This is a genomic window from Nocardioides sp. (genome assembly GCF_014360585.1).
In the GTDB taxonomy this organism is placed as follows: Bacteria; Actinomycetota; Actinomycetes; order Propionibacteriales; family Nocardioidaceae; genus Nocardioides.
The window spans coordinates 14,432-38,478 of sequence record NZ_JACIXG010000033.1; the positions used below are offsets into that span (position 1 = coordinate 14,432).

Annotated in this window: 20 protein-coding genes and 1 pseudogene; 19 read left to right on the forward strand and 2 right to left on the reverse strand. The window is 65.5% G+C overall.

Annotation, left to right across the window (positions count from 1 at the left end; translation table 11 throughout):
• Positions 1 to 154: 154 nt before the first annotated feature.
• Positions 155 to 1,168, reverse strand: a complete 1,014-nt coding sequence (locus H5T77_RS12850) for an AraC family transcriptional regulator (RefSeq protein WP_292649807.1) — start codon at positions 1,166 to 1,168, stop codon at positions 155 to 157.
• Positions 1,169 to 1,207: 39 nt separating this feature from the next.
• Here H5T77_RS12850 and H5T77_RS12855 point away from each other — a divergent pair, with 39 nt between their 5' ends.
• From H5T77_RS12855 to H5T77_RS12900, 10 genes and pseudogenes are all read left to right on the forward strand, one after another.
• A complete protein-coding gene (locus tag H5T77_RS12855; RefSeq protein WP_292649808.1) occupies positions 1,208 to 1,609 on the forward strand; it encodes a 2Fe-2S iron-sulfur cluster-binding protein in 402 nt (133 codons plus the stop codon).
• A 21-nt stretch (positions 1,610 to 1,630) separates the two neighbouring features.
• A pseudogene (locus tag H5T77_RS12860) lies at positions 1,631 to 3,004 on the forward strand (cytochrome P450); the annotation flags it as partial.
• Positions 3,005 to 3,015: 11 nt separating this feature from the next.
• Complete coding sequence (locus tag H5T77_RS12865) at positions 3,016 to 4,230, forward strand: NAD(P)/FAD-dependent oxidoreductase (protein WP_292649812.1); 1,215 nt, start codon at positions 3,016 to 3,018, stop codon at positions 4,228 to 4,230.
• Between the two features lie 368 nt (positions 4,231 to 4,598).
• Positions 4,599 to 5,324 (forward strand): transglutaminase-like domain-containing protein, encoded by a 726-nt coding sequence (locus H5T77_RS12870; RefSeq protein ID WP_008362709.1) that lies wholly within the window; start codon positions 4,599 to 4,601, stop codon positions 5,322 to 5,324.
• On the forward strand, positions 5,321 to 6,853 hold the full coding sequence (locus tag H5T77_RS12875) for an aldehyde dehydrogenase family protein (protein ID WP_008362707.1): 1,533 nt from the start codon (positions 5,321 to 5,323) through the stop codon (positions 6,851 to 6,853). The genes H5T77_RS12870 and H5T77_RS12875 overlap by 4 nt, the downstream gene beginning before the upstream one ends.
• Positions 6,850 to 7,683, forward strand: a complete 834-nt coding sequence (locus H5T77_RS12880; RefSeq protein WP_008362705.1) for an SDR family oxidoreductase — start codon at positions 6,850 to 6,852, stop codon at positions 7,681 to 7,683. The genes H5T77_RS12875 and H5T77_RS12880 overlap by 4 nt, the downstream gene beginning before the upstream one ends.
• A 52-nt stretch (positions 7,684 to 7,735) precedes the next feature.
• Positions 7,736 to 8,803: a BtrH N-terminal domain-containing protein gene (locus H5T77_RS12885; RefSeq protein ID WP_292649815.1), complete on the forward strand. Its 1,068-nt coding sequence runs from the start codon at positions 7,736 to 7,738 to the stop codon at positions 8,801 to 8,803.
• A 78-nt stretch (positions 8,804 to 8,881) separates the two neighbouring features.
• Entirely contained in the window at positions 8,882 to 10,513 is a 1,632-nt protein-coding gene (locus H5T77_RS12890; RefSeq protein ID WP_008362701.1) for a long-chain fatty acid--CoA ligase, read from the forward strand.
• Between the two features lie 55 nt (positions 10,514 to 10,568).
• Positions 10,569 to 11,240, forward strand: a complete 672-nt coding sequence (locus H5T77_RS12895) for a PaaI family thioesterase (protein ID WP_008362700.1) — start codon at positions 10,569 to 10,571, stop codon at positions 11,238 to 11,240.
• A 29-nt stretch (positions 11,241 to 11,269) separates the two neighbouring features.
• Entirely contained in the window at positions 11,270 to 12,031 is a 762-nt protein-coding gene (locus H5T77_RS12900) for a lysophospholipid acyltransferase family protein (RefSeq protein WP_008362699.1), read from the forward strand.
• 239 nt (positions 12,032 to 12,270) lie between these two features.
• On the opposite strand, the gene H5T77_RS12905 is transcribed toward H5T77_RS12900, so the two are convergent.
• Positions 12,271 to 13,512 carry a PucR family transcriptional regulator gene (locus H5T77_RS12905; protein WP_008362698.1) on the reverse strand — a complete coding sequence of 414 codons (1,242 nt, stop codon included), beginning with the start codon at positions 13,510 to 13,512 and terminating at the stop codon, positions 12,271 to 12,273.
• A gap of 256 nt (positions 13,513 to 13,768) precedes the next feature.
• Here H5T77_RS12905 and H5T77_RS12910 point away from each other — a divergent pair, with 256 nt between their 5' ends.
• Genes H5T77_RS12910 through H5T77_RS12950 form a run of 9 tightly spaced genes read left to right on the forward strand, consistent with a single transcriptional unit; the run spans position 13,769 to position 24,047 of the window.
• Complete coding sequence (locus H5T77_RS12910) at positions 13,769 to 15,523, forward strand: GMC family oxidoreductase (RefSeq protein ID WP_008362697.1); 1,755 nt, start codon at positions 13,769 to 13,771, stop codon at positions 15,521 to 15,523.
• Complete coding sequence (locus tag H5T77_RS12915; protein ID WP_008362696.1) at positions 15,520 to 16,374, forward strand: MlaE family ABC transporter permease; 855 nt, start codon at positions 15,520 to 15,522, stop codon at positions 16,372 to 16,374. Before H5T77_RS12910 ends, H5T77_RS12915 begins: the two co-directional genes overlap by 4 nt.
• A 1-nt stretch (position 16,375) precedes the next feature.
• Positions 16,376 to 17,179 (forward strand): MlaE family ABC transporter permease, encoded by an 804-nt coding sequence (locus tag H5T77_RS12920; RefSeq protein ID WP_008362695.1) that lies wholly within the window; start codon positions 16,376 to 16,378, stop codon positions 17,177 to 17,179.
• Positions 17,180 to 17,185: 6 nt separating this feature from the next.
• Positions 17,186 to 18,361 (forward strand): MCE family protein, encoded by a 1,176-nt coding sequence (locus H5T77_RS12925; protein WP_008362694.1) that lies wholly within the window; start codon positions 17,186 to 17,188, stop codon positions 18,359 to 18,361.
• Positions 18,358 to 19,389, forward strand: a complete 1,032-nt coding sequence (locus H5T77_RS12930) for an MCE family protein (protein ID WP_008362693.1) — start codon at positions 18,358 to 18,360, stop codon at positions 19,387 to 19,389. Before H5T77_RS12925 ends, H5T77_RS12930 begins: the two co-directional genes overlap by 4 nt.
• Positions 19,386 to 20,375: an MCE family protein gene (locus H5T77_RS12935; RefSeq protein WP_008362692.1), complete on the forward strand. Its 990-nt coding sequence runs from the start codon at positions 19,386 to 19,388 to the stop codon at positions 20,373 to 20,375. The genes H5T77_RS12930 and H5T77_RS12935 overlap by 4 nt, the downstream gene beginning before the upstream one ends.
• Positions 20,372 to 21,604: an MCE family protein gene (locus tag H5T77_RS12940; protein WP_008362691.1), complete on the forward strand. Its 1,233-nt coding sequence runs from the start codon at positions 20,372 to 20,374 to the stop codon at positions 21,602 to 21,604. The genes H5T77_RS12935 and H5T77_RS12940 overlap by 4 nt, the downstream gene beginning before the upstream one ends.
• On the forward strand, positions 21,601 to 22,743 hold the full coding sequence (locus H5T77_RS12945; protein WP_008362689.1) for an MCE family protein: 1,143 nt from the start codon (positions 21,601 to 21,603) through the stop codon (positions 22,741 to 22,743). Before H5T77_RS12940 ends, H5T77_RS12945 begins: the two co-directional genes overlap by 4 nt.
• On the forward strand, positions 22,743 to 24,047 hold the full coding sequence (locus H5T77_RS12950; RefSeq protein WP_008362687.1) for an MCE family protein: 1,305 nt from the start codon (positions 22,743 to 22,745) through the stop codon (positions 24,045 to 24,047). Before H5T77_RS12945 ends, H5T77_RS12950 begins: the two co-directional genes overlap by 1 nt.

Genomic DNA, 24,047 nt, shown 5'->3' on the forward strand with positions numbered 1-24,047 from the left:
AGTTGATTTGCCCGCTGAGAGGACACCCCAAGATTGGGTCGCTCGCCGAGGTCTCAATGCCTGTGCTGCCATGCAGGAGCCCACCTAGACCACCTGGCTCTGCGGAACCGGCGGACTGCGGCTGCATCAGGTCTGGTGATTCAGTGCGGAACCGTCACCACCTCAGGCATTCTTGTCGGAACTGGCTTGGAGACTGGCCAGTCCATCGCTTGAAGGCGTGTGAGAAGTTGGTCAGGTCGCTGAAACCGAGTTCAACAGCTATCTCGCTGACCGACAAGGATCGGTCGAGCAGCTTTAGCGAGGCCCGCTCCAGCAACGACGATTCGAGTATCTCTCGGAACGTGGTGCCCTCGTTGAGGAGACGTCGCTTGAGAGTGCTGGTCGAGATTGACAGTTCGTTTGCGACCGACTGACAGGTTTTTAGTCCGGGGCCCTCTTCTATCGACAGTCTTACCTTGGTCGCGTATGACGCCGGTCCGATCCGGTGCTCAAGGGATTTCGACAGATCGGCGATCGCGTGTCGGTATGCAACGGGGTCGGAGAACCGGCAGACCTCGTTCAGGACCTCCGTGGGCACATACAGGAACGTCATGGGCGCGTTGAAAACCAGGTGTCTTCCCAGCGCGTCCTCATGCTGGGTCGTGGAGGCGGGCGCCGGCCAACTGGTGTGCAGCCTGACGGTTGACACGTCGCCAGCGAGCATTCGGATCAACCGCAGGAGCGCGGAACCACAGTAGGTGACGACCAGGCAGTCCAGGTCCGGATCGCCCGTCTGACCTGTGAGCCCGACCGCAAGGCCGTCGTCATTCGGATGGAACCGCGTACTGACGGCCGTCGTAATCAAGGGAAGATACGTGAGCAGTTCCATGACCTCAGCGACCGAGCCCGCACTGATCAAGGGAAGACTCAATGGGCCGAATGAGGTCAGCTGGGCCTGATCTGCGAACGCATGGCCGAGGTGGGTCGCTTGATCGGCGTCCAGGTTGGGGTACACCTCCCGGAACCATCGAGCCGGTGCCTGGCCGCCGAGTTGCAGCAGGGTCGTCTCGTCGGCTCCCTCGCGAACCATGATGGCGCGGAACCGTGCGGCTGCCTCTGCGTCGAGAGTTTGGCTCTCGAGCAGCTGTGCGAAAGCCGTGTAGGGCACGCCCGCGTCGCTGCCGTTCAAAGACACTCCTTGAGCCGAAATCACAACTTTCTGACTCGTGTGACCATAGCCACAGGGCGCATCCGCGACAAGAGTTTGTCCAAGGCTTTGCGGCCCACAACAGCACCAGGAGAGTTGATCATGACAGTGGTTAGGTTTGTGTCACACGACGGGAAGACGCACGCGGTGCCCGTTGAGGAAGGGCAGTCGTTGATGCAGGTCGCGACGAACAACGCGGTGCCTGGCATCGACGGTGACTGCGGTGGAGAAGCTGCGTGCGGGACCTGTCACGTCATCGTTGATCCGCAGTGGTCCGAATGTGTCGGGCCGCCCGGCGCCGATGAGGAGGAGATGCTCGCGATGAACCCTGAGCGTGAACCGACCTCCCGGCTGTCTTGCCAGATGGTGGTCTCCGACGTGTGGGACGGGCTGAGCGTCCGGCTTCCCGAATTTCAGATGTGACGACGAGAACGGGTTGAAATGATGAAGATTCCTGAGGCAATCACGGCCAAAGTTCAATCCTCCATCCCGATGGAGCGCCAGATTCAGGGCGCGCATCTCTACGACAAGACCATGAGATGGGTGAGAGGTGCGAACGGCGACAGGATGTTCGTAGAACGTCCTATCCCGCCGGTCGACGAGGTGGAGCTCGCGGACATCGACGTCAGCAATCCCTTCCTGTATCGGCAGGGTCGATGGCAATCCTACTTCGAGCGCCTGCGCAACGAGGCCCCGGTCCATTATCAGCCCAACAGCCCGTTCGGCCCGTTCTGGTCGGTCACTCGTCACGCCGACATCATCGCCGTTGACAAGAACCATGAAGTCTTCTCGGCCGAACCTTTGATCGTCATCGGTGTTCCACCTCGATTCCTCGACATCGAGATGTTCATCGCGATGGATCCTCCGCGTCACGACCTGCAGCGACAGGCGGTCCAAGGCGTTGTCGCGCCGAAGAACCTGCGCGAGATGGAGGGCCTCATCAGGACACGTGTCCGCGAGGTGCTGGACGATCTTCCTGTGGGTGAGCCCTTCAACTGGGTGCAGCGAGTATCAATCGAGCTGACGGGCCGCATGCTCGCCACCTTGCTGGACTTCCCGTACGAGCAGCGTCAAAAGCTCACCTACTGGTCAGACCTTGCGTCGTCGATGGAGCAGGCCAACGGTGGCCCCTCGGACAACGACGAAGTCTTCCATGGAATGCGCGACATGGCGCGAGGTCTCAGCGCGCTCTGGCATGACAAGGCGGCCAGGACTGCTGCCGGGGAGGAACCCGGCTTCGATCTGATCACCATGCTGCAGAGTGACGACAACACCAAGGATCTGATCGACCGCCCCATGGAGTTCCTCGGGAACCTGGTGCTGTTGATCGTCGGCGGCAACGACACCACCCGGAACTCGATGAGTGGCGGGGTTCTAGCGCTCAACCAGTTCCCGGACCAGTTCGAGAAGCTAAAGGCCAACCCCGACCTGATCCCCAACATGGTGTCGGAGATCATCCGCTGGCAGACGCCGCTCGCCTACATGCGCCGGATCGCCAAGACCGATACCATCCTGAACGGCCAGTTCATCCGCAAGGGCGACAAGGTCGTCATGTGGTATGCCTCTGGTAATCGCGACGAGACCGTGTTCGATCAGCCAGATGAGCTGATCATCGACCGGCCAAACGCACGCAACCATATCGCCTTCGGATTCGGTGTCCACCGTTGCATGGGCAACCGGCTGGCCGAGTTGCAACTGCGCATTCTCTGGGAGGAGCTGCTCCCGCGCTTCGAGAACATCGAAGTCGTGGGTGAGCCGGAATACGTGCAGTCCAACTTCGTGCGGGGTATCAGCAAACTGATGGTCCGACTGACCCCAAAAAGCAGCGCATGACCGCGCTGAGAACGGTGATTGTCGGAGCAAGCCATGCCGGCGCGCAACTCGCGGCCAGCCTGCGCCAGGAAGGCTGGGACGGCGAGATTGTCCTGGTGGGCGATGAGTCGCCAGTGCCCTATCAACGCCCACCACTGTCGAAGGCCTATCTGGCTGGGAAGAGCGCCTTCGAAGAGCTGGAAATTCGCAGTGCGGAGTTCTACGACAAGCGGAAGATTAGCCTTCTCGATGCGAGGGTCGAGGCGATCGACCACTCTGCTGGCCACCTGACGCTGAGCAGCGGCCAGTCGCTGGCCTACGACCATCTCGCGTTGTGTACCGGCGCGCGTCCGCGACGGTTGCTCGTCCCAGGTGCCCATCTTTCCGGTGTTTGCTACCTGCGCACCGCCATGGACGTGGACCTGATCCGAGCAGCCGCCCAACCAGGAAGCGTGGCCGTGATCGTTGGCGGGGGGTACATAGGGCTCGAGGTGGCAGCCTCGCTGCGCGCCTTGGGGCTGGACGTCACCGTGCTCGAGGCGACCGAGCGTGTTCTCGAAAGAGTCACCGCTCCCGAGGTCTCAGCGTTCTTCCAACGGGTCCACCAAGAGGAGGGTGTGAGCATTCGAACCGGAGCCCTCGTCGAGGCCTTCACCGGTGAAACCAAGGTCCGCGAAGTGCTCCTGTCCAATGGCGAGGCCGTCCCTGCAGACCTCGTGATCGTTGGCATCGGTGTCGAGCCGAACACCGAGCTCGCCGCATCAGCCGGCTTGGAGGTCGACAACGGTATTGTGATTGACGACCGTGCTCGGACAAGTGACCGGAACATCGTTGCGGCCGGTGACTGCACGAGTCGATACATGGCCTCCTACGGCGGTCGGGTCCGCCTGGAATGCGTTCCAAGCGCGGGGGAGCAGGCCAAAGTGGCCGCAGCGACGATCTCTGGAAAGTCCAAGGAGATCGCTGCTCTTCCATGGTTCTGGTCGGATCAGTACGACGTCAAGCTCCAGATCGCTGGGCTCAACACCGGGTTCGACGAAGTCGTCCTCAGCGGTGACCCGAAACTGGACCGTGACTTCACCTGCTTCTACCTTCGTCAAGGCGAGCTAATCGCTGCGGATTGTGTCAACCGTCCCCGTGACTTCGTCGTCAGCAAGCGGCTTCTGACGCAGGCGTCTCGGGGCGTTGGGCGAGCCGAGCTGACTTCGGCTGTGAGTGACGCGGGTGCGTAATGCCGTGCGATCCGGGCTCGTCGCGAGCCGGGCGTGCTGGAGCGGAGGGCTCCGGGCCAACCGCGAATCCCATGGCAACGAAGAGTGGACCTATCGTCGAGAGGACATTCAATGACGACCTGCCTATCGCGTTCGGGCAGACAGAGCCCTGCGCGCGGTCCGAGACCAGTTGCCAGTCCGCGACCTCGCACCAGTTCGGGCAGGCTCCGGTCTCAAGTCGGTTCAGGAAACTGTCAGGCTCCCGTCTCTTGGCCACGTCATGGACTGCTCCCGATTCGGACCAGTCTCACCCGGGCCAAGAACAAGCGATGGGACAACGCCTCGCTACCGGTTCTCGCGGACGAGTATCCGATGACCTTGGAGCGAGGATGAGCTGCAGTCCGGCGTCGTTCCTTGAGGCGACTGAGTTCCTCGACATCGAGCACGAAGACATCCGCGCCTTCACCGAGGCCACCGTTGGTGACGCGTCCGGCGACAGGGAAAAGGCGAGGCGCCTCTTCGCTGCCGTCCGGGACCAAGTCTGGTACGACCCCTACACCGTTTCGGCCGACCCCGCCAACTACCGCGCGAGTTTCGTCCTCCAAGCGGGCCGTGCCTATTGCGTCCCGAAAGCGGTCCTCTTGACCGCAGTGTGCCGTGCAGCGGGAATTCCAGCGCGGTTGGGGTTCGCTGATGTGCGCAACCATCTGCAGACCGAATCACTGCGAAAGCTCATGGGCGGCACCGACCTGTTCGTCTATCACGGATACAGCAGTCTCCACATCGACGGGAGATGGCTCAAGGCCACCCCGGCATTCAACGTCGAACTATGCGCTCGTTTCGGCGTTCCACCTGTGGAATTCGACGGCGAGCACGACGCGCTCATGCACGCTTTCACTGGGGACGGAACCCAGCACATGGAGTACGTCCGCGAGCGCGGCGTCTATGACGACCTTCCCCTGGCCGCGATCCTGACCGAGCTTCGGAACACCTATGGATCGATGGTCGAGGCCTCGCCGCAGGCGATCGACGACGCCTTCACCGCAAAGCCCGCCAGCCAGGTCAAACCCGGTGGATCCTCACGCCGGTCCACTTCGCCTCAGGAGGATCAATGACCACCACAACGACCTCAAATAGCGCACTCGAGGTGCGCAACCCGTCCGACGGTCAGCTGGTGGGAACCGTGTCCGTTGACGACCGTGACGCTGTGAACCGCCGCGCCACGCAGCTCCGGCTGGCCCAACGTGCATGGGCCGAGGCTGGTCCGCGGCAGCGCTCCAAGTGGCTGCGCCTCTGGCGCGACTGGATCCTCACGCACTCCGATGAGCTCACCGACCTGCTGCAGGCCGAGACAGGCAAGGTTCGTCCGGACGCGCTCGTAGAGACGACCGCCTCGTGCGAGTTCATCACCTACTACGCCGACCATGCCGAGGAGTTCCTCGCCGACGAACGGGTCAAGACCGCGGGTCTACTCAGCCTGCCGAAACGACTGTCCAAGACCTACCAGCCCTACCCACTCGTCGGTCTGATCACCCCGTGGAACTTCCCGATCACCCTGTTCCTCATGGACGCAGCCCCCGCACTGGCTGCCGGTTGCGCGGTACTGGCGAAGCCCTCAGAAGAGACACCGCTGACCTGCGCGCGGGTCATCGACGGCTGGCGCGAGATCGGCGCGCCACCCGTTCTCGCACATGTCACAGGAGCCGGCGACACTGGTGCCGCAGTGGTGGATGCCGCCGACTTCGTCCAGTTCACGGGCTCGACAGCGACAGGGCGCCAGGTCGCCCTCCGCTGTGCTGAGCAGTTGAAACCGGTGAGTCTGGAGCTGGGCGGCAAGGATCCGGCGATCGTGCTGGAGGACGCCGATCTCGCTCGAGCGGTCGAGGGCGTCGCCTGGGGTGGCCTTTTCAACGCAGGGCAAGTCTGCATCTCCGTCGAACGCGTGTATGTCGTTGCTGCGGTCTACGAGGAATTCGTGGCCCGCCTGACACAGCGCGTGCAGTCCCTGACCCAGGGGGCGGATGCCGGCAACGATGTTGGTGCGATGGTCACCGCGAGACAAGTTGACATCGCGGATCGCCACGTCAGCGAGGCGGTGGCCGCGGGAGCGAAGGTAGTGGCCGGCGGCAAGCGGGGTGCGGCCGGGAACTACTACACGCCAACGGTCCTTGTCGACGTGGATCACACGATGTCCTGCATGACCGAGGAGACCTTCGGACCCACGATCCCGGTGATGTGCGTCGCCGACGAAGAAGAGGCCATCCGACTGGCCAACGACTCGACGTACGGATTGTCGGCGACCGTGTGGACTCGTGATCGTGCTCGCGCCCGCCGTGTTGCACGGCGCCTGGAGGTCGGCGCGGTCAACATCAACGATGTCTTCAGCAACCTCTTCGCGATGACGTTGCCTCACAGTGGCTGGAAGGCCTCCGGGATGGGCGCCCGGCTCGGAGGAGCCGACGGGCTGCACAAGTACTGCCGCGTCCGCGCGGTCACCGAGCCACGACTTCCAGTCCGGGCAAGAGAGCTCACGTGGTACCCGTACTCCGCCTGGCGTACGGCCATCGCCGCGAAGATGCTGCGCGCAGCAGCCGGACGCGGCCTGAGTCAACGCCTCGGCCAGAACAAGGAGCACCGCAGATGACGCACGCCACTTCCTTCCCCGCCAAGACGATCGCGATCACTGGAGGAGCCCGTGGCATCGGCTACCAGACGGCGAAGGAACTGACCGAACGCGGCCACCGCGTTGCCATCGGCGACATCGACGAGGCCCGTATCAAGAAAGCGGCGGACGAGCTCGGTATCTCTGTTGTGGGCCATCTCGACGTCACCCACCCCGACTCGTTCCGGGCGTTCCTCGACATGGTCGAGGAACAGCTTGGCCCCCTCGATGTGCTGGTCAACAACGCGGGCATCATGCCCACCGGACACGCTCACGAGGAGGACGACGCCGTCACCCGGCGACAGGTGGAGATCAACCTCCTCGGAGTGATCTTCGGGACCAAGCTCGCCCTCCAGCGGATGCTGCCGCGGCGGGCCGGACACATCATCAACACCGCATCGCTGGCCGGGGAACTGCCCGTGCCTGGCCTGGCTACCTACTGCGCCACCAAGTTCGCAGTCATCGGATTCACCGAGGCAGCACGGCAGGAGTACCGCAAGTCCGGGATCCAACTGTCCACCGTGCGACCGACATTCACCAACACCGAGCTCGTCGCCGGCACGGCCGGAGCCAAGGGGCTGCGCAACGCCGAACCCGAAGAGATTGCTCGCGCGACAGCCGAGCTGATCGAGCATCCCCGTCCCTTCGTACGGGTCACTCGCCTCGCCGGCGGCATGGTCGCAGCGATGAAGTTCGTGCCCGGACGGGTGGCGTCCGCGCTCGGCTCTGTCCTGGGCACGGACTCGGTCTTCCTCGACGACGTCGACATGGTCGCCCGCCAGACGTACCTCGACCGCATTCGGAACAACTGACCCCCAACTCCAGAACCATTCGGCACGAAGAGCACAAAGAGAAGGACGCCACATGCCCGTCAATGCCTTCATCCAGGACTACCCCCATCGACTGGGGGGACACTGCGGCTCCGGTGCGATGCGCGATCTGCTGCACTGGCACGGTCTGGGATGGGATGGACCGCCCAATGAGGGCCTGGTCTTCACGCTCGGCGGCGCTCTAGGGCTCTCGTTCCTCCGGTCGAGCGAACTCTTCCCCCCGCTGTACCTGGTGGGGCGAGGTGCTGACTTCGAAATCGATCTACCGACGCGACTGGGCGGTGTCGTGCAGGTCCTTACCACCGACGATCCCGCCGAGGGATGGTCGTGGGTCCGTAACGAACTCGACGCCGGTCGACCCAGCCTGATTTGGGGAGACATCGCCGAACTTCCGTACCTCCGTGTCCAGCTGCAGATGAGCCGTCACGACATCGTCGTCATCGGCTACGACGAAGACGAACAACTCGCCTACGTCGTGGACAACGACCGCGCCGAGGTGCAGAAGGTGCCTTTGGACGCCTTGGCCCGGGCACGGTCCTCAACGGCATTCCCACAACCCACGCGTCACTGCACGTACCGCATCACCTGGCCGCCGTCCCTGCCCGCCATCGAGGAAGCCGCCGCGGGCGCGTTCATCCAGTGTGCCGGCAACATGCGCGATCCGTCACAACACAGCATTGCCGGCCCCGCCACAGCCGCGGTCGGTGCCGAAGGCCTGAAGGCGGTTGCTCTGTTCGCTGACGACATCGCGACCTGGGCGGAACTTCCCGACGACGAACTCGGACTCTTGTTGTTCAGCCTGGGTGCCTTCATCGAGAAGGCAGGCACCGGCGGCGGGCTCTTTCGGCGACTGCTCGCAGATGGCTGCGCAGAAGTCGCACGTCTGACCGGCGACCAGGCGACCGCTGAGGCTGCGACCGAAGCTGCCCGTTGCGCACAGGGCTGGACAGAAGCCGCCCGCGCTGCGGTCAAGCGCGACACCCACCCACGTTCGCGGATTGACGACGTGGTCCTGATGGCCAGCCGGCTACCGGAGTTGGAGTTGCGTCTCGTCGAGTCCCTGGAGTCTGCCGCAACCTCCTTGGCGGCGGCAGATGGCTGATCATCGCCATTGACGTTCGAAGGTCGGCTATCTCGGAACAACTGTCCGTGCGGATCCACACACGAGTGAAGGAACCTTATGCAGAGCACGATGATGAACGTCCCGTTGACGACCACAGCAATCATGCGTCACGGCGCAGGCGTGCACGGGTCTGCAACGGTGCGGACGCTGCAACCCGATGGAACCGTAAAGGTCGGCACCTTCGCCGAGGTCGGCCGTAGGGCTGCGCAGTTGGCTCACGCGTTGCGAGGCTGCGGAATCACTGGCGATGATCGGGTCGCCACCTTCATGTGGAACAACCAAGAACACGTGGAGGCGTACTTGGCGGTGCCCTCGATGGGCGCGGTGCTCCACACCCTGAACTTGCGCCTCGCCGCGGAGCAGATCACCTACATCGGCAACCACGCCGAAGATCGAGTGATCATCGCCGATGGCAGTCTCGTACCCCTCCTGGCTCCGGTGTTACCGCAGATCACCAGCGTGCACACCGTCGTGGTGACGGGCGACGTCGATCTCACTCCGCTACGCAGCAAGGACGTCACGGTCGTGAGATACGAGGATTTCATCTCGGGTCAGCCCGAGGCCTTCGACTGGCCCGAGCTCGATGAAGGCACGGCGGCGGCCATGTGCTACACGTCCGGGACCACCGGCAATCCCAAAGGAGTCGCCTACAGTCACCGGTCGACCTACCTGCACTCCATGGCCGCCTGTCTCGCAGACGGCCTCGGTATCGGCGCCGGTGACCGCATCCTCGCGATCGTGCCCATGTTCCACGCCAACGCTTGGGGCCTGGTCTATTCCGCCTTCATGGCCGGTGCCGACCTACTCATGCCCGAGCGTTTCCTACAGGCCGAACCGCTCGTGCGCCTGATCGGTGCTGAGCGACCCACGATCGCCGGAGCAGTCCCGACGATCTGGAACGACGTCTTGAACTTTCTGGAGTCCAACCCAAGCCACGATGTGTCCTCGCTCGGTCTTGTCGCCTGCGGTGGCTCTGCGGTGCCCCTGCACCTCATGAAGACATTCCAAGAGAAGTACGGCGTGCAGATCGTCCAAGCATGGGGGATGACTGAGACCTCTCCGCTGGCCGCCGTCGCCCGTCCGCCCGCATCGCTCGACCCGTCCGAGCAGTGGCAACTGCGTGCCACCCAGGGGCGTCCGGTCGCTGGAGTGGAATTGAGGATCGTCGACGATGCGGGCCGAGTGCTGCCCAACGATGGCGCGGCGGTGGGGGAGTTGCAGGTGCGCGGGCCCTGGATCAGCGGCGCCTACTACCGGGAGGAGGACGACGGAGAGAGGTTCCACGACGGGTGGTTGCGCACCGGCGACGTCGGGCGCATCAACTCACGCAGCTTCGTCACGTTGACCGACCGCACCAAGGACGTGATCAAGTCCGGAGGGGAGTGGATCTCTTCGGTTGAGCTTGAGTTGCACCTCGCCGGTCACCCCGACGTTCTGGAAGCCTCCGTGGTGGGGGTTCCGGACGCGAAGTGGCAGGAGCGGCCACTGGCCGTCATCGCCGTACGCGAGGGCAGGGAACTCACACCGGCCCAGCTTCGTGACTTCCTCGAGGACAAGGTTGCCAGGTGGTGGCTGCCGGAGCGCTGGAGCTTCGTCGCCGAGGTACCGAAGACGTCGGTCGGGAAATTCGACAAGAAGCGCCTACGCGCACTGCATGCCGACGGCGAACTGGCCGTCATCGAAGTCTGAGAAGTATCGCTTCACTCGGACAACTCGAAGCCCGACGAATAGAGAAGTGACACGGATGACGGCGATTGGGAAGCACAGCAACCAGATGACGCCCGTTGGCGGTAGCGAAGGCGACGTATCCCGCGAGGGGGGAGTGATCTCTCGCTGGGCGGCGCACCTCGCCGGTCAGCGCCCGGTGGGGATCGGCCAGACGCTGCCCCCGCACTCGCCGGATTGCGCCGGATGCGGGCCGGATAATCCGGCCGGCCTGCATCTGCGTGCGGTCCGCACCGCGTCGGGAGTCGAAGCAGTCCACTGCTTCGACGAGGCGCATGTAGGAGCCCCAGGTATCGCGCATGGAGGAGCGGTCGCACTCGCGTTCGACGACTTGTTTGGGTTCGTGCTCTACACGGTCGGATCGCTCGCCGTCACTCGCAGCCTTACCGTCGAGTACCGAGCACCGTTCCGGTTGCGCCAGCCGTACACCTTCTGCGCCAACGTGGCCCAACGGGAAGGACGACGGCTGCTGCTCCACGCCGAGGCGCGGGACGACAATGGACGGGGGGTCGGATCCGCCGAGGCCACCTTCGTGGTCGTCGGTGCTGAACATTTCGCCGCGAACGCTGGACAAGGAATGAGCCCCGGCGAATGCGACCTGCAGATGAGAGATCCGAGAGGTCCGAGCAACGTGCCCAGTTCAGTAGCGGTGTCCTACGTGCACAGCCAGCCATCGGTGGAGGTCCAGTGAGGTTACCTGCGTTTCTACCTGGGTGGGGCGTGGCGTGGTGGATCGCGTTCTTGGTCTGCAAGCCGGCGTTGGTCTTGGTGCGCCGTCGGGACTGGCATGGCGTTGAACAGATCCCATCCAGCGGCGGCGTGGTGCTCGCCGTGAACCACGTTTCCCATGTTGACCCGCTGCTCATTGCCGAGATGGTGCTCGCGAACGGAAGGACTCCGGCATTCCTTGCCAAGAGCAGTCTGTTCGGCGAGCGCATCGTGGGGTGGTGGTTCCGTGCCGCCGGGCATGTGGAGGTTGACCGTTCTCGTGGCGCGGACGGATTCGGCGCCGCCTTGACATCTCTCCGCGGCGGTGCGCTTCTTGTCATCTATCCCGAAGGATCGATTACGAGAGACCCCGACGGCCGCATGATGGATCTCAAGACAGGAGCGGTGCGGCTGGCACTCGAGTCAGGAGCACCGTTGATTCCGGTGGTGCAACGAGGCGCTCAAGAGATCCTGCCCGCCTATAGCCGGCGCCCGAGGCTGTTCAAGCGGACGACCGTCAGTATCAACGTCGGTCGTCCGCTGGACCTTACCGATCTCAGAGAGCAAGGACTTGAGCCTGAAGCGGTCAGCGCAGGAACACGTCGGCTGGCCGACACGCTTGCCCGAATGTTGGAGCAATTGTCGGACGGGCGCGGCACCGGTCTGTCTCCGTCGCTCGACTTGCACGTGGGTGGTGACGATCACAAGCGGTCACGCGACGACTTCGCCCGCCAGCAACTGCGATGCCTAGATGCGTCACAGAGCGGTCCGTAGTAGGCCCGACTGGTTGGGTCCTCCAGGGCGGCGAACGCGGGGAGGAAGAACACGCGTTTGAGCTGCAGCCGGACCTCGGGCCGGTACATCAGGCCCTTCGGGACTGCTGCACGTAATGGTGACAGTTGGGTTAGGACGCCCGGGTGACGGTTGGGGTCATGATGGTCTCGCAGTCGATCAGGGTCAATTGGGCGAGTCGTGCTTGGCGTCGGCGGCGGTGGTCTTCGGATCGCGGCGGCTCAGGCCAGGTTGTCAGGTGAATGAAACAGCTCCCGGTGCTGGATCGCCAGCCGGAGCTCGTCCCCGGTCTTGGCTACCGGCCGGTCCAGTAGATCCTCCGCCCGGCCAAGCCGATACCGGATGGTGTTGCGGTGCACGCAGAGTTCCTCGGCTGTGTCCTCCACGCTTCCACCGTGTGACAGGAAGGCTAGAACCGTTTCGCGTATCCGTGCCGTCGGCTCATCGGATGAACCCAGCGGCCCCAGCACACGATCGACGAACCGGTCGACCTCGGGACTGCAGCCGAGCAGCGCAAGGAGCTCGATCTGCTCGTAGCGCATGACAGCTGCTGATCCACCGCCACTCGTGGCGGCCTCAAGGGTGCGTCGGGCATCATCGTGGCTGCTGACGAACCCCGCCTGGCCGGGGGCGGGTGTGCCGGCGTACAGTGCTGCGCTGATGCTCACCAGGTCGGGGGCGAGGTTCTCGAGACCGCCTAGATCCGGCTGGTCACGCGTGCCGATCCAGGCCCACAGTTGACGGCCGCCGGGGTGGACTACAAGAGGACTACTCCCGCCGAGTAGGCTCGCTACCTCGTGGACGATACGTTCGAGCCCGTCGATGGCATAAGCGTCGGCGGTCTCCAGGATCAAGGCGGTGTGCCTCACCGACATCGGATAGCCGCCCAGAGCGGCCGAGGCGCGCCGGGGGTCGGTGGGCTCGTTAGCCAAGAGGGCCTTCACGACTTCGTACTGCCTCGCCGCCACGCCCTTGGTGCGGCGGGAACTCTCGGCATGGAAGATCTCGGTGGAGTCTGTGATCGCTCCGTCGATCCATGAGCTCGCGCGGCCCCAGAAGAAAATGAGCAGCGCAGCATGGTCGATCTGGTCGGTCGGCAGTGCGTTGACGACGCCGGTGACGTAGTGCCATGACTCCTGCTGAGCCACTCTGTACATCTTGATCAGAAGCTCCAGCGGCAGTTGACGGCCGGCGACCTCACGAGCCAATTGACTGCCCGCTTTAGGCAGGTGGGCGTGGAAATCGGGTTGGCCGAAGGCCGCTAGGAAAGCAAGCCAGTGCTCCCTGACGGCGTCCTCCAGGAGCGCGAAAAAATCCGGCGCCGAGGCGAGTTCGGGCAACTCGCGCCGGATCGCGCTGCTGGTCCGGGTGACCCACCGTTCGACCATCTCCGGGCGCAATTCGTCGGCGACGAACCGGGGGAGCCAGGTGGCGAAATCGGCGGGAAGAGCATCGATGGACAACTGAAATCCCTCCCGGATTGGGTAGCGCTGGCTTGCCAGGCTAGCCCAATTTGTGACCCCGGCCACGTCGTGATCGCGTCAGTGCTGCGGCACGGCCTAGTTTGCGGAAAGGCATGGAGCGGTTGTCGTGTTGCACAGTCCGGGCGCCCATATTTGGTGCTGCCTACAAGAGGTCTCCGCGAGCCCGGTGTTGAACTTCGCAAGCCCAGTCATGTGACGGGTGACACGTTTCCAAAGGACTGAAAGTGATGTTCCGGTGAACGCATCGAGCCCTGAACAGGTCTACGACGTCGTCGTGGTCGGCTCCGGCTTCGGCGGCTCGGTCGCCGCTCTGCGACTGGTCGAGAAGGGCTACCGGGTGCTGGTGCTCGAGGCCGGTCGCCGGTTCCGCGACGAGGACTTCGCGGCGACCTCCTGGGATGCCCGGAGGTTCCTGTTCGCGCCTCGGATCGGCTGCTTCGGGATCCAGCGCATCCGGCTCCTCCGCGACGTGGTCGTGCTGGCCGGCGCCGGCGTGGGCGGTGGGTCGCTGGTGTACGCGAACACGCTCTACGAGCCGCGCTCGGACGCGTTCTACCGCGACGCTCAGTGGTCCCACATCACCGACTGGCGCGACGAGCTGGCTCCCTACTACGACCAGGCAAAACGCATGCTCGGGGTCCGGCCCAACCCGACGACCACCCGGCCCGACGAGATCATGGGCGAGGTCGCCGCCGAGCTCGGCGTGGCCGACACCTACGGTCCCGCGCCGGTCGGGGTCTTCTTCGGTCGCGGTGACACGTTGGAGCCGGGCGTAACGGTCGCCGACCCGTACTTCGGCGGGGTCGGCCCCGACCGCACCGGTTGTCTGGAGTGCGGCGAGTGCATGACCGGATGTCGGCACAACGCGAAGAACACGCTGCTGAAGAACTACCTCCATCTCGCCGAGCGGGGTGGTGCCGAGGTGCGGGAGCTCACCACCGTCGACAGCATCACCCCGTACGACTGCGGCTACCGCATCGCGGTTCACGAGTCGGGCGGCTCGCGCCGCCGCACCGCGCACACGATCACGGCCGACCAGGTCATCATCGCTGCCGGCACCTGGGGTACGCAGGAGCTGCTGCACACCATGAAGCAGCGCGGGCTCCTACCCGGCCTCTCGGACCGGCTCGGTGAGCTGACCCGCACGAACTCCGAAGCGCTGTGCACCGCGAGCATGCGGCCCGGAGCCCGGATCGACGGCGACCTCAACCGCGGCGTCGCCATCACCAGCTCGATCCACCCCAACGACCACACCCACATCGAGCCGGTGCGCTACGGCGCCGGCTCCGGGTTCATGGGGTTGCTCACCACCGTCATGACCGACGGCGGCGGCCGGGTGCCCAGGGCGCTGAAGTGGATCGGCCAGATCCTGCGCCACCCCGTCCAGTTCCTCGGTCACTACCTGGGGATCCGCACCTGGGCGGAGCGTACGGTCATCGCCTTGGTCATGCAGACCAGCGACAACTCGATCACCGTCTTCGGCAAGAAGCGGCGCTTCGGTCGCGGGGCGCTGCGGCTGTCCTCGAAGCAGGGCCACGGCGAGCCGAACCCGACCTGGATCCCGGTCGCCAACCAGGCGATCCGCAGCATCAGCGAGAAGATCGACGGCCGGCCGTTCTCGAGCATCGGCGAGATCTTCAACATCCCGATGACGGCCCACTTCCTTGGTGGCTGCGTCATCGGGGACAGCGCCGAGAGCGGCGTCGTCGACCCCTACCACCGCGTCCACGGCCACCCTGGGCTGCACATCACCGACGGCTCGACGATCTCCGCCAACCTCGGCGTGAACCCGAGCCTGACCATCACCGCGCAGGCCGAGCGCGCCATGTCCTTGTGGCCGAACAAGGGCGAGACCGACCTGCGCCCGCCGCTCGGTGCCGCATACGAGCGGATCGCGCCGGTCGGCCCGAAGCAGCCGATGGTGCCGGCCGAGGCGCCGGCCGCGTTGCGGCTTCCGGTGGTCGAGATCAACGGTCGGGCCGCTTCATGACGGCCACCCAGACAGACCGGATGGAGCCGTCCGGTCCCCGCGGCATGACGCCCGAGCGTCAGCGGATCGCCGCCGAGGCGCTCCAGTCGAACGCCCTCTTCAAGGCTCTGGCGTCCTTCGGCGACTTCTACGCTTTCGTCGTCTCGGTCTTCCGCAAGGGGTTCACGCACAGCTTCCAGTTCCGCGAGTTCGTCTCCCAGGCCTGGTTCATCACGACCGTCTCGTTCTGGCCCGCGCTCCTGGTCGCGATCCCGTTCTGCGTCGTCATCATCTTCCAGGTCAACCAGCTCCTGATCGAGATCGGCGCGGTCGACCTCGCCGGGGCCGGGGCCGCCGTCGCCGTCGTCCGTGAGATCGGTCCGATCGTCAGCGTCCTGGTCGTCGCCGGTGCCGGGGCGACCGCGATCTGCGCGGACCTGGGCTCCCGCAAGATCCGCGAGGAGATCGACGCGATGACCACGCTCGGGATCGACCCGATCCACCGGCTCGTCGTGCCGCGCGTGGCCGCCTCGACCCTGGTGGGCATCGCCCTCAACGGACTGGTGACCGTCGTCGGCCTGGTCGGCGGCTACTTCTTCTCGGTGGTGCTGCAGGGCGCGACCCCAGGGCTCTACCTCAACGACCTCACCCTTCTCGTGGGCTTGTCAGACTTCATCGCAGCTGAGGCGAAAGCCGCGATCTTCGGACTGCTGGCCGGGTTGACTGCCTGCTACCTGGGCCTCAACGCCAAGGGCGGCCCCAAGGGCGTCGGGGAAGCGGTGAACCAGACAGTCGTGTTCGCGTTCATGCTTCTGTTCGCCGCCAACAGCGTGATCAGCACCCTGTTCCTCCAGTTCAAGTTGGGAGCCTGAGATGGCGGTCAACGCATCAGCACTCCGCGAGCTCGGCGAGCAGCTCGCCTTCCATGCACGCGCCTACTCCCACGTCCCTCATGCCTTCCACCGCTACCGCAAGGAAGTCGTCCGGCTCCTGGCCGAGGTCGCGATGGGAACCGGGGCCTTGGCACTGATCGGCGGGACCGTTCTCGTGATCGGGTTTCTCACCGCGGCGTCGGGCATCGAGGTCGGCCTGCAGGCGTACACCTCCTTCGACAACATCGGCGTCTCCGCGCTGTCGGGATTCTTCTCGGCGTACTTCAACACCCGCGAGGTGGCTCCGATCATCGCCGGGATCGCGCTCACCGCGACCGTCGGCGCGGGCTTCACCGCCCAGATCGGCGCGATGCGGGTCTCAGAAGAGATCGATGCGCTCGAGGTGATGGCGGTGCCGCCGGTGCCCTACCTGGTCACCACCCGGATCATGGCCGGGCTCATCGCGGTCATCCCGCTGTACGCCATCGCGGTGATGATGTGCTGGCTGGCGACCCGGCTCGTGGTGACCGTCGGCTACGACGAGGCACCGGGTACCTACCAGCACTACTTCGACACCTTCCTGATCCCCGGCGACCTGTTCCTGTCCATGTTGAAGGTCACGATCATGGCGCTGGTCGTGGTCTCGGTGTGCTGCTACCACGGATTCAAGGCCGCGGGCGGACCCGCCGGCGTCGGCCGTGCCGTCGGCCGCGCCGTGCGGTCGGCCCTCATCGCCATCATGTTCGTCGACCTGATCTTCGGCATCGCCATCTGGGGCGGTCCGTCGGTCCACATCGCGGGGTGATCGGGCATGGTTGATCGTCACGTCACGTACGGCCTCACCTTCATCGCGCTGATCCTCGCGCTGATCGTCGGCACCGTCGCCAGCTATGAGGGCGTCTTCCGCTCCACCGTCCCGCTCACCGTCTCCTCCGACCGGGCCGGTCTGACTTTGGCCCCGGGGGCAGCGGTCAAACTCCGAGGTGTGGTGATCGGCCGGGTCGGTTCGGTCGACCATGACGCCGGCGACGGGGTCTCGATCCAGCTCGAAATCGACCAGGACGAGCTCAATCAGATCTCCAGCGACACCACCGCCGAGATCGTCCCGCCGACAGCGTTCGGAGCAAAGTACATCCAGCTCAACCCCGGTGAGCCGGGCGCCGAGCGGATCCAGGCCGGGTCCACGATCGACGCCGACCGGGTCACGGTCGAGGTCGACGAGGCGTTCGAGAACCTCACTCAGGTACTGGACACGGCCAAGCCTGCCGAGGTCGCGGCCGCGCTCACCGCCGTCTCGCAGGCGGTCGACCAGCGCGGCGAGGACATCGGGCTCCTGATCACCCAGACCAACGGCTACCTCACCTCGTTCAACCCCTATCTGAGCACCCTCACCAGCGACATCAGGTCGGGCGCGAGCGTCGCTCAGACCTACGACACCGCGCGGCCCGACCTGGTGGCCCTGGCCGACAAGGCTGCGGTGACCAGCAGGACCCTGACCACCCAGCAGAAGTCGCTGCACGCCTTCGAGGTCAGCCTGTACTCCTTCGACAACAGCGCGAGCCAGCTGCTGGACAGCTCGGGTAGGCGGCTGACCACCACGTTGAAGCTGACCGCCCCGGTCGCTGACGTAGTCGAGCGCTACTCGCCGGAGCTCCCGTGCACGATCCTCGGCCTCGCCTCGGCCAACAAGCTCGCCGAGGCCGCCGTCGGCGGCACACATCCGGGAATCACCACGATCACCCGCATCGTCCCGGGTCGCGATCCATACACGTACGAGCGCAACCTGCCGAAGATCGGCGACACCAGGTCTCCCGAGTGCTACGGGCTTCCGTACGTCACCGAGGAGGAGGCACAGGCTGCGGTGCCGACCTTCGCAACCGGCGCCAACCCCTACGCGGGCAAGCAGCCCACGGTCCAGGAGAACACGCTCACCACGCTGCTCGGCCTGCTGGCCGGTGGCGCCAACGCCGCAGGAGGTAAACAGTGACCAGCAACAGTAAACTTCGGCGCCGGGAGCGTTCCGACCTGATCAAGTTCGGAATCTTCTTGGTGGTCGCGGCGCTGTTCACCTACTGGGTCGGTGTGGTGACGGCCGCGCATCGCCCCGGCGACCGGGTTACGTACGATGCCGTCTTCGCCAACGTGTCGGGTCTCCAAAAGGGCGACTCGGTCCGGATCGCCGGCGTGGACGTCGGCAAGGTCACGGCCCTGGCAGTCCAGCGCGACGCGACCGTGCGCGTCTCCTTTGACGTCCCGCGGGACCAGAAGCTCAACGCCTCGACCGAGGCCACGGTGCAGTACCGGAACCTCATCGGCGACCGGATCGTCCAACTCAGCCGGCCCGACCCGGACGCCAGACCGATCAAGGCCGGCGACACCATCCCAATATCCCAGACCAGGCCGGCCCTCGACCTCGACCTGCTGCTCAACGGGTTCAAGCCGCTCTTCGCGGGCCTTGCCCCGGCGCAGATCAACGCCTTCTCCGGTGACCTGATCAAGATCCTCCAAGGGCAGAGCTCCGCCATCTCCACGCTGGTGCAGCGGGCGGCCTCGCTCACCACGACGCTCGGGAACCGCCAGGAGCTGATCGGGGAGGTGATCCGCAACCTCAACACTGTCGTCGGCACCCTCGATGACAAGCGCGAGACCATCCAGGCGCTCATCGACCAGTTCAGCAAGCTTCTCGACGGTCTCGAGCAGCAGGACACCCAGATCCTCGATGCAGCGGCGCAGACCGACCGGTTCGCCCGTGACGCGGCGTCACTGGTCGAGGCGGGCAGGGAAGACCTGGCGGCCGACCTTACTCAGCTCACCAAGACGGCGAACGGCATCAACCAGGAGCAGGCCACTCTTCAGCAGGTCCTGCAGAAGCTGCCGAACCACTACGCGGCGATCCAGAACACCGCCTCGTACGGCAACTACTTCAACTTCTTCCTGTGTGGGGTCCGGATCCAGACCGAGGCCACCATCACGACTCCCTGGATCATGTCCGACACGCAGAGGTGCAAACGATGAGCGTCCGTACGCCCTCCCAGAACGCCGCCCGAGGCCTGATCGGCACCATGGCGATCGCCCTGGTGGTCACCGCCAGCCTCAACTACAACAAGCTCCCGCTCGTGGGCAACGGTGACATCATCCACGCCGCCTTCACCGAGGCCGGTGGCCTCAAAGGTGGAGATGCCGTGATGGTCTCCGGCGCCCAGGTGGGCAAGGTTCGTGACGTCCGTCTCGATGGCGACGAGGTCGTCGCCGACTTGGTCGTCACCGAAGGTGATGTCGACCTCGGCGGCAAGACCGAGGCACGCATCATCACGGTCACGCTCCTCGGCCGGGCCGCCGTCGAGCTCGTCCCCTCCGGCAGCGGGCGGCTGAGTGCCGGTGACACGATCCCGACCTCCCGGACGTCCTCGCCCTACAACCTCACCGCCACGCTGAACGAACTGACGACGACCACGGCGGACATCGACAAGGCACAGCTGGCCGGCGCGCTCGACCAGGCCAGCGCGGCTCTGAGCGGAACCCACGACGACGTCGGGCCCGCTCTGCGAGGTGTCACTGAGCTCACCGCCGCCGTCGAACAGAACGACGACCAACTTCGCGCCCTGCTCGCCCGCGCCTCACGGGTCTCGGGCGTCCTCGCCAGTCGCAACGAGCAGATCGAGACCCTACTTGTCTCCGGACAGTCGCTGCTCCAGCAGCTCAACGCTCGCCAGGCCGTCGTAGTGAGCCTGCTTAGCAGCGTGCAGGACCTCTCCACGCAGCTGCGTGGACTCGTCGACGACAACCGGGCCACCCTCGGCCCGGCACTGGACCAGCTCGATGCGGTGGTCACTCTGCTCAACCGGAACAAGGCGGCTCTCCAGGACGCCATCACCGGCCTACGCGGGTACGTCACCGGGTTCGGGGAGGCCATCTCGACCGGACCGTGGTTCGACGCGTACATCCAGAACCTCACCTCGCCAGGCACGCTGGTGCCGATCGTCTCGGGGGTCGTGAAATGACCAACTCCTCCAGTCTCCTGCTGCGCCGTGTCCTGATCGGGCTCGCGCTACTGCTCCTCGCCACGGGCGGCTACTACACGGTCAAGGACACCCGCTCGACGGTGCTGACCGCGGTCTTCAGCAACGCCGACGGGCTCTACGAGGGCGACGACGTCAAGGTCCTCGGCGTCGCCGTCGGCCGGGTCACCGAGGTCGATCCGCAAGACGACGGCGTACATGTGAGGATCGAGGTCGAGGGCGGGCAGCGGATTCCGGCCGAGGCCAACGCCGCGATCGTCTCCCCGAGCCTGGTCAGCGGACGGTTCGTCCAGCTCTCACCGGCCTACACCGACGGCCCGGCGATGCCCGACGGTGGCCAGATCCAGCTGGACCGCACCGCGGTGCCGGTCTCGTTCGACGAGGTCAAGAAGCAGCTCACCGACCTCGCCACCGCGCTCGCTCCCGATGGCTCCGGCAAGCAGCCGCTCCGGACCGCCATCGAGACCCTGGACGCCAACCTCCGCAACGGCAACGCCGAGCAACTGAGCGAGGCAGTTGAGGGGCTCCGCAGCGCCACCGCGACCCTCTCGGACGGGCGCGCCGACATGTTCACGACCGTCTCCAACCTGAACAGCTTCACCAAGAACCTCGCTGTCAACGATGCCGCCGTGGCCGGGTTCACCGAGCAGCTCAGCGAGGTCTCCGCGGTGTTGGCCGCCAACCGGCGCGAGCTCACCAAGGCGATCGAGGAGCTCTCCGCGGCACTGGTGGCGACGGGTGAGCTCACCCACGACAACCGCGGCAGGATCAAGAACTCCGTACGCGACCTGAACCTGCTCAGCGCTGCCCTCGCGGACCGATCCAACCAGCTGGCGGCGATCCTGCACATGGCTCCGACGGCCTTGATCGATCTCTTCAACGTCATCGACAAGCAGGCAATCACCGGCCGGGCCTCACTGACCGGGCTCAACGACGCCGCCCAGCTCGTCTGCGGCGCCGTGCTCGGTGCCGGCGGCACGGCACAGCAGTGCCGTGATGCGCTCGCGCCGCTTGTCGACCTGATCAAGACCGCCCAGCAAGGCACGACCGGGCCAGGCGCGACGGGGCCAGGCACGGGGCAGCCAGAGATGGACCCACCGGCCGACCCGGGGCGACCGCCGACACCGCTCCCTGACCTGGGCTCGGGCCTCGACGGGGTACAACCCCTCTTGCCCGGCCTGCTCGGCACCGACCTCGGAGGCGACCGATGAAGACACAGATCCTGGCCACCATGGCCGCAATCGTGGTCGGCCTGACCGGCTGCACGAGCCTCCAGCCGAACGATCACACACTTCCCGGCCAGCCCGGCGTCGGCGGGGACGGCTACACCGTCACCGTCACCTTCGACGAGGTCGCGAACCTGGTGCCGAACTCCGCCGTGCAGATGGACAACGTCGTCATCGGCACCGTCGCCGGCATCAGCGTCTCGGACTGGCAGGCAAAGGTCCGGCTCCGGCTGATGAAATCTGCCCGCGTCCCGGCCGATGCCACCTTCGCGATCGGACAGAAGACCCTGCTCGGCGCCCAGTACATCGACGTCAGCGCGCCCGGGCCAGCCCCGACACCGAGCAGCGCCGACAGCATCGCGGCAGCGGCGGAGCGGACCGAGATACTGCAGCACGGCGCCCGGGTTCCGGTCACCCAGACCGGTACCTACCCGGCCACCGAGCAGGTCCTCGGCGCGGTGGCGCTACTGCTCAACAACGGCGGGTTGTCGCAGATCGAGACCATCACCTCCGAGCTGGCGACCGCGCTGGACGACCGGGTCCCCGACACCCGCAACCTGGTGCGACGGACCAACGAGCTGCTCGCGGTGCTCGACGATAACAAGAGTGAGATCGTGCAGGCGCTCGAGGCGCTCGACCGGCTCTCCGCCGGCCTCGCTAAGGACCGGACGGTCCTGGCGAACGCGATCGACGATATCGCTCCGGGGCTGCGTGCGCTCGAGGAGGAGCGGGAGAGCCTCGTCCGCGCTGTCACCCGGACCGGCGAGACCGGAGATCGGGCGACCAAGGTCATCCGGGCCAGCCGTACGGCTCTCCTCACGAACCTGGACGCCCTGCGGCCCATCCTGACCAGCCTCGGCAAGGTCGGCGACTCCATCCCCGAGGCGCTCAAGCTCGCTCTGACCATCCCGTTCCCCGCGATGACCACGACCAACGCGCTGCGTGGCGACTACGCCAACCTCTTCGCGACGCTCGACCTCCGCGGCTCGAGCCTCACCGAAACCTGGCTCACCGGATTCGGGCCGACCGGCCTGCCTCCCGTTGGCGCCGCCCCCACGTCGACACCCATCCCGAGCACGTCCGACGACAGCGGCTGCCTGATGGCGAACCTGGGGGGCTGCTGATGCTGCTGACGAGACTGGTGAAGCGGCAGTTGGGCGTCTTCGCCTGCCTGACGGCTCTCGCGCTCGGGCTGATGGTCTTCACCTATGCGAGAGTCCCGGCGATGCTCGGCATCGGGGTCTACCAGGTCACCGCCGAGTTCAAAGATGCCAGCGGGCTCTACGAGAGCGCCCTGGTCACCTATCGGGGCGTCAAGGTCGGGCAGGTGACCGACCTTGAGGTGACCCCGCGAGCAGCCGTCGCCACTCTTCGTCTCGATGATGGCACCAGGATCCCCGGCAACGTTGACGCTGAGCTCCACAGCACCTCCGCGGTGGGGGAGCAGTACGTCTCCCTGGTCTCGCCGTCGACCACCAAGGCGGCCTTGAGCGCCGGGGACGTGCTACCAACTTCACGCACCGTCGACATGCCCCAGATCGCGCCCGTCCTGGATGCCGTCAACCACCTGCTTGAGTCCGTGCCGCAGCGACAGACACGCAACGTACTGGATCAGGTCGACACCGGCCTCGGGTCGAGCAGCGAGGACGTCGGCCGGCTGATCGAGGAATCCAGCACGCTCTTGGACACAGCCCAGCAGGAGGTCACCTCGACGACCGAGCTGATCCGCGCCCTGGAGCCGGTGCTCGCCACCCAGCAGGAGATGGCGCCGCAGACCGTGTCGTCGATGTCGTCGCTCCGCGCGCTCACCAAGGAGCTCGCGGCGAACGACGCCGACCTGCGCTCGCTGCTCCGCGACGGGCGTACGGGTCTGGACAGCACCGCCGCGACAGTTGATGACCTCCAGACCACGCTGCCGATGCTCTTGGACAACTTGATGGTCAACGGCGAGGTGCTCAACACCTATCTTCCGCAGCTTCAGCAGACCCTGGTCGTGTACCCCGCCACGATCGGACGACTTCAACAGACGGTCAATCCGCGGGCGAAGGAGGGCGACGTGAAGCTGGACCTACGCGCAGGCGTCAACAATCCACCGTCATGCACGACGGGATACCTGTCCACCGACGATCGACGCAGCCCGTCCGAAGAGAACGTACGCAAGGTCGACCCGCTCGCGCACTGCGAGACCGCGCCCAGCGACCCGTCTTCGGTGCGGGGCGCTCGCAACCAGCCGTGTCCGAATTCCAGCGCGCGGGGCCATCTACCCTCCTCGTGCGGGCTGGAGTTCGGCAAGGGGCGCTGGCCCGAGGGCGACGATCCGAACGCGCCAAAGGCTCCGGCAGGTGAGCCGTCGTCGACGGGGACGACGGACGCATCTGAGGACAACTCCTGGAAGCAGTTGTTCCTCGAGCCGGTCGGGCTGTGGTGA

Bases quoted from the DNA above. Each gene is read 5' to 3' on its own strand.
- H5T77_RS12865 (WP_292649812.1), top strand. From the start codon at position 3,016: ATGACCGCGCTGAGAACGGTGATTGTCGGAGCAAGCCATGCCGGCGCG.
- H5T77_RS12870 (WP_008362709.1), top strand. From the start codon at position 4,599: ATGAGCTGCAGTCCGGCGTCGTTCCTTGAGGCGACTGAGTTCCTCGAC.
- H5T77_RS12875 (WP_008362707.1), top strand. From the start codon at position 5,321: ATGACCACCACAACGACCTCAAATAGCGCACTCGAGGTGCGCAACCCG.
- H5T77_RS12880 (WP_008362705.1), top strand. From the start codon at position 6,850: ATGACGCACGCCACTTCCTTCCCCGCCAAGACGATCGCGATCACTGGA.
- H5T77_RS12885 (WP_292649815.1), top strand. From the start codon at position 7,736: ATGCCCGTCAATGCCTTCATCCAGGACTACCCCCATCGACTGGGGGGA.
- H5T77_RS12890 (WP_008362701.1), top strand. From the start codon at position 8,882: ATGCAGAGCACGATGATGAACGTCCCGTTGACGACCACAGCAATCATG.
- H5T77_RS12895 (WP_008362700.1), top strand. From the start codon at position 10,569: ATGACGGCGATTGGGAAGCACAGCAACCAGATGACGCCCGTTGGCGGT.
- H5T77_RS12915 (WP_008362696.1), top strand. From the start codon at position 15,520: ATGACGGCCACCCAGACAGACCGGATGGAGCCGTCCGGTCCCCGCGGC.
- H5T77_RS12920 (WP_008362695.1), top strand. From the start codon at position 16,376: ATGGCGGTCAACGCATCAGCACTCCGCGAGCTCGGCGAGCAGCTCGCC.
- H5T77_RS12925 (WP_008362694.1), top strand. From the start codon at position 17,186: ATGGTTGATCGTCACGTCACGTACGGCCTCACCTTCATCGCGCTGATC.
- H5T77_RS12935 (WP_008362692.1), top strand. From the start codon at position 19,386: ATGAGCGTCCGTACGCCCTCCCAGAACGCCGCCCGAGGCCTGATCGGC.
- H5T77_RS12940 (WP_008362691.1), top strand. From the start codon at position 20,372: ATGACCAACTCCTCCAGTCTCCTGCTGCGCCGTGTCCTGATCGGGCTC.
- H5T77_RS12945 (WP_008362689.1), top strand. From the start codon at position 21,601: ATGAAGACACAGATCCTGGCCACCATGGCCGCAATCGTGGTCGGCCTG.
- H5T77_RS12950 (WP_008362687.1), top strand. From the start codon at position 22,743: ATGCTGCTGACGAGACTGGTGAAGCGGCAGTTGGGCGTCTTCGCCTGC.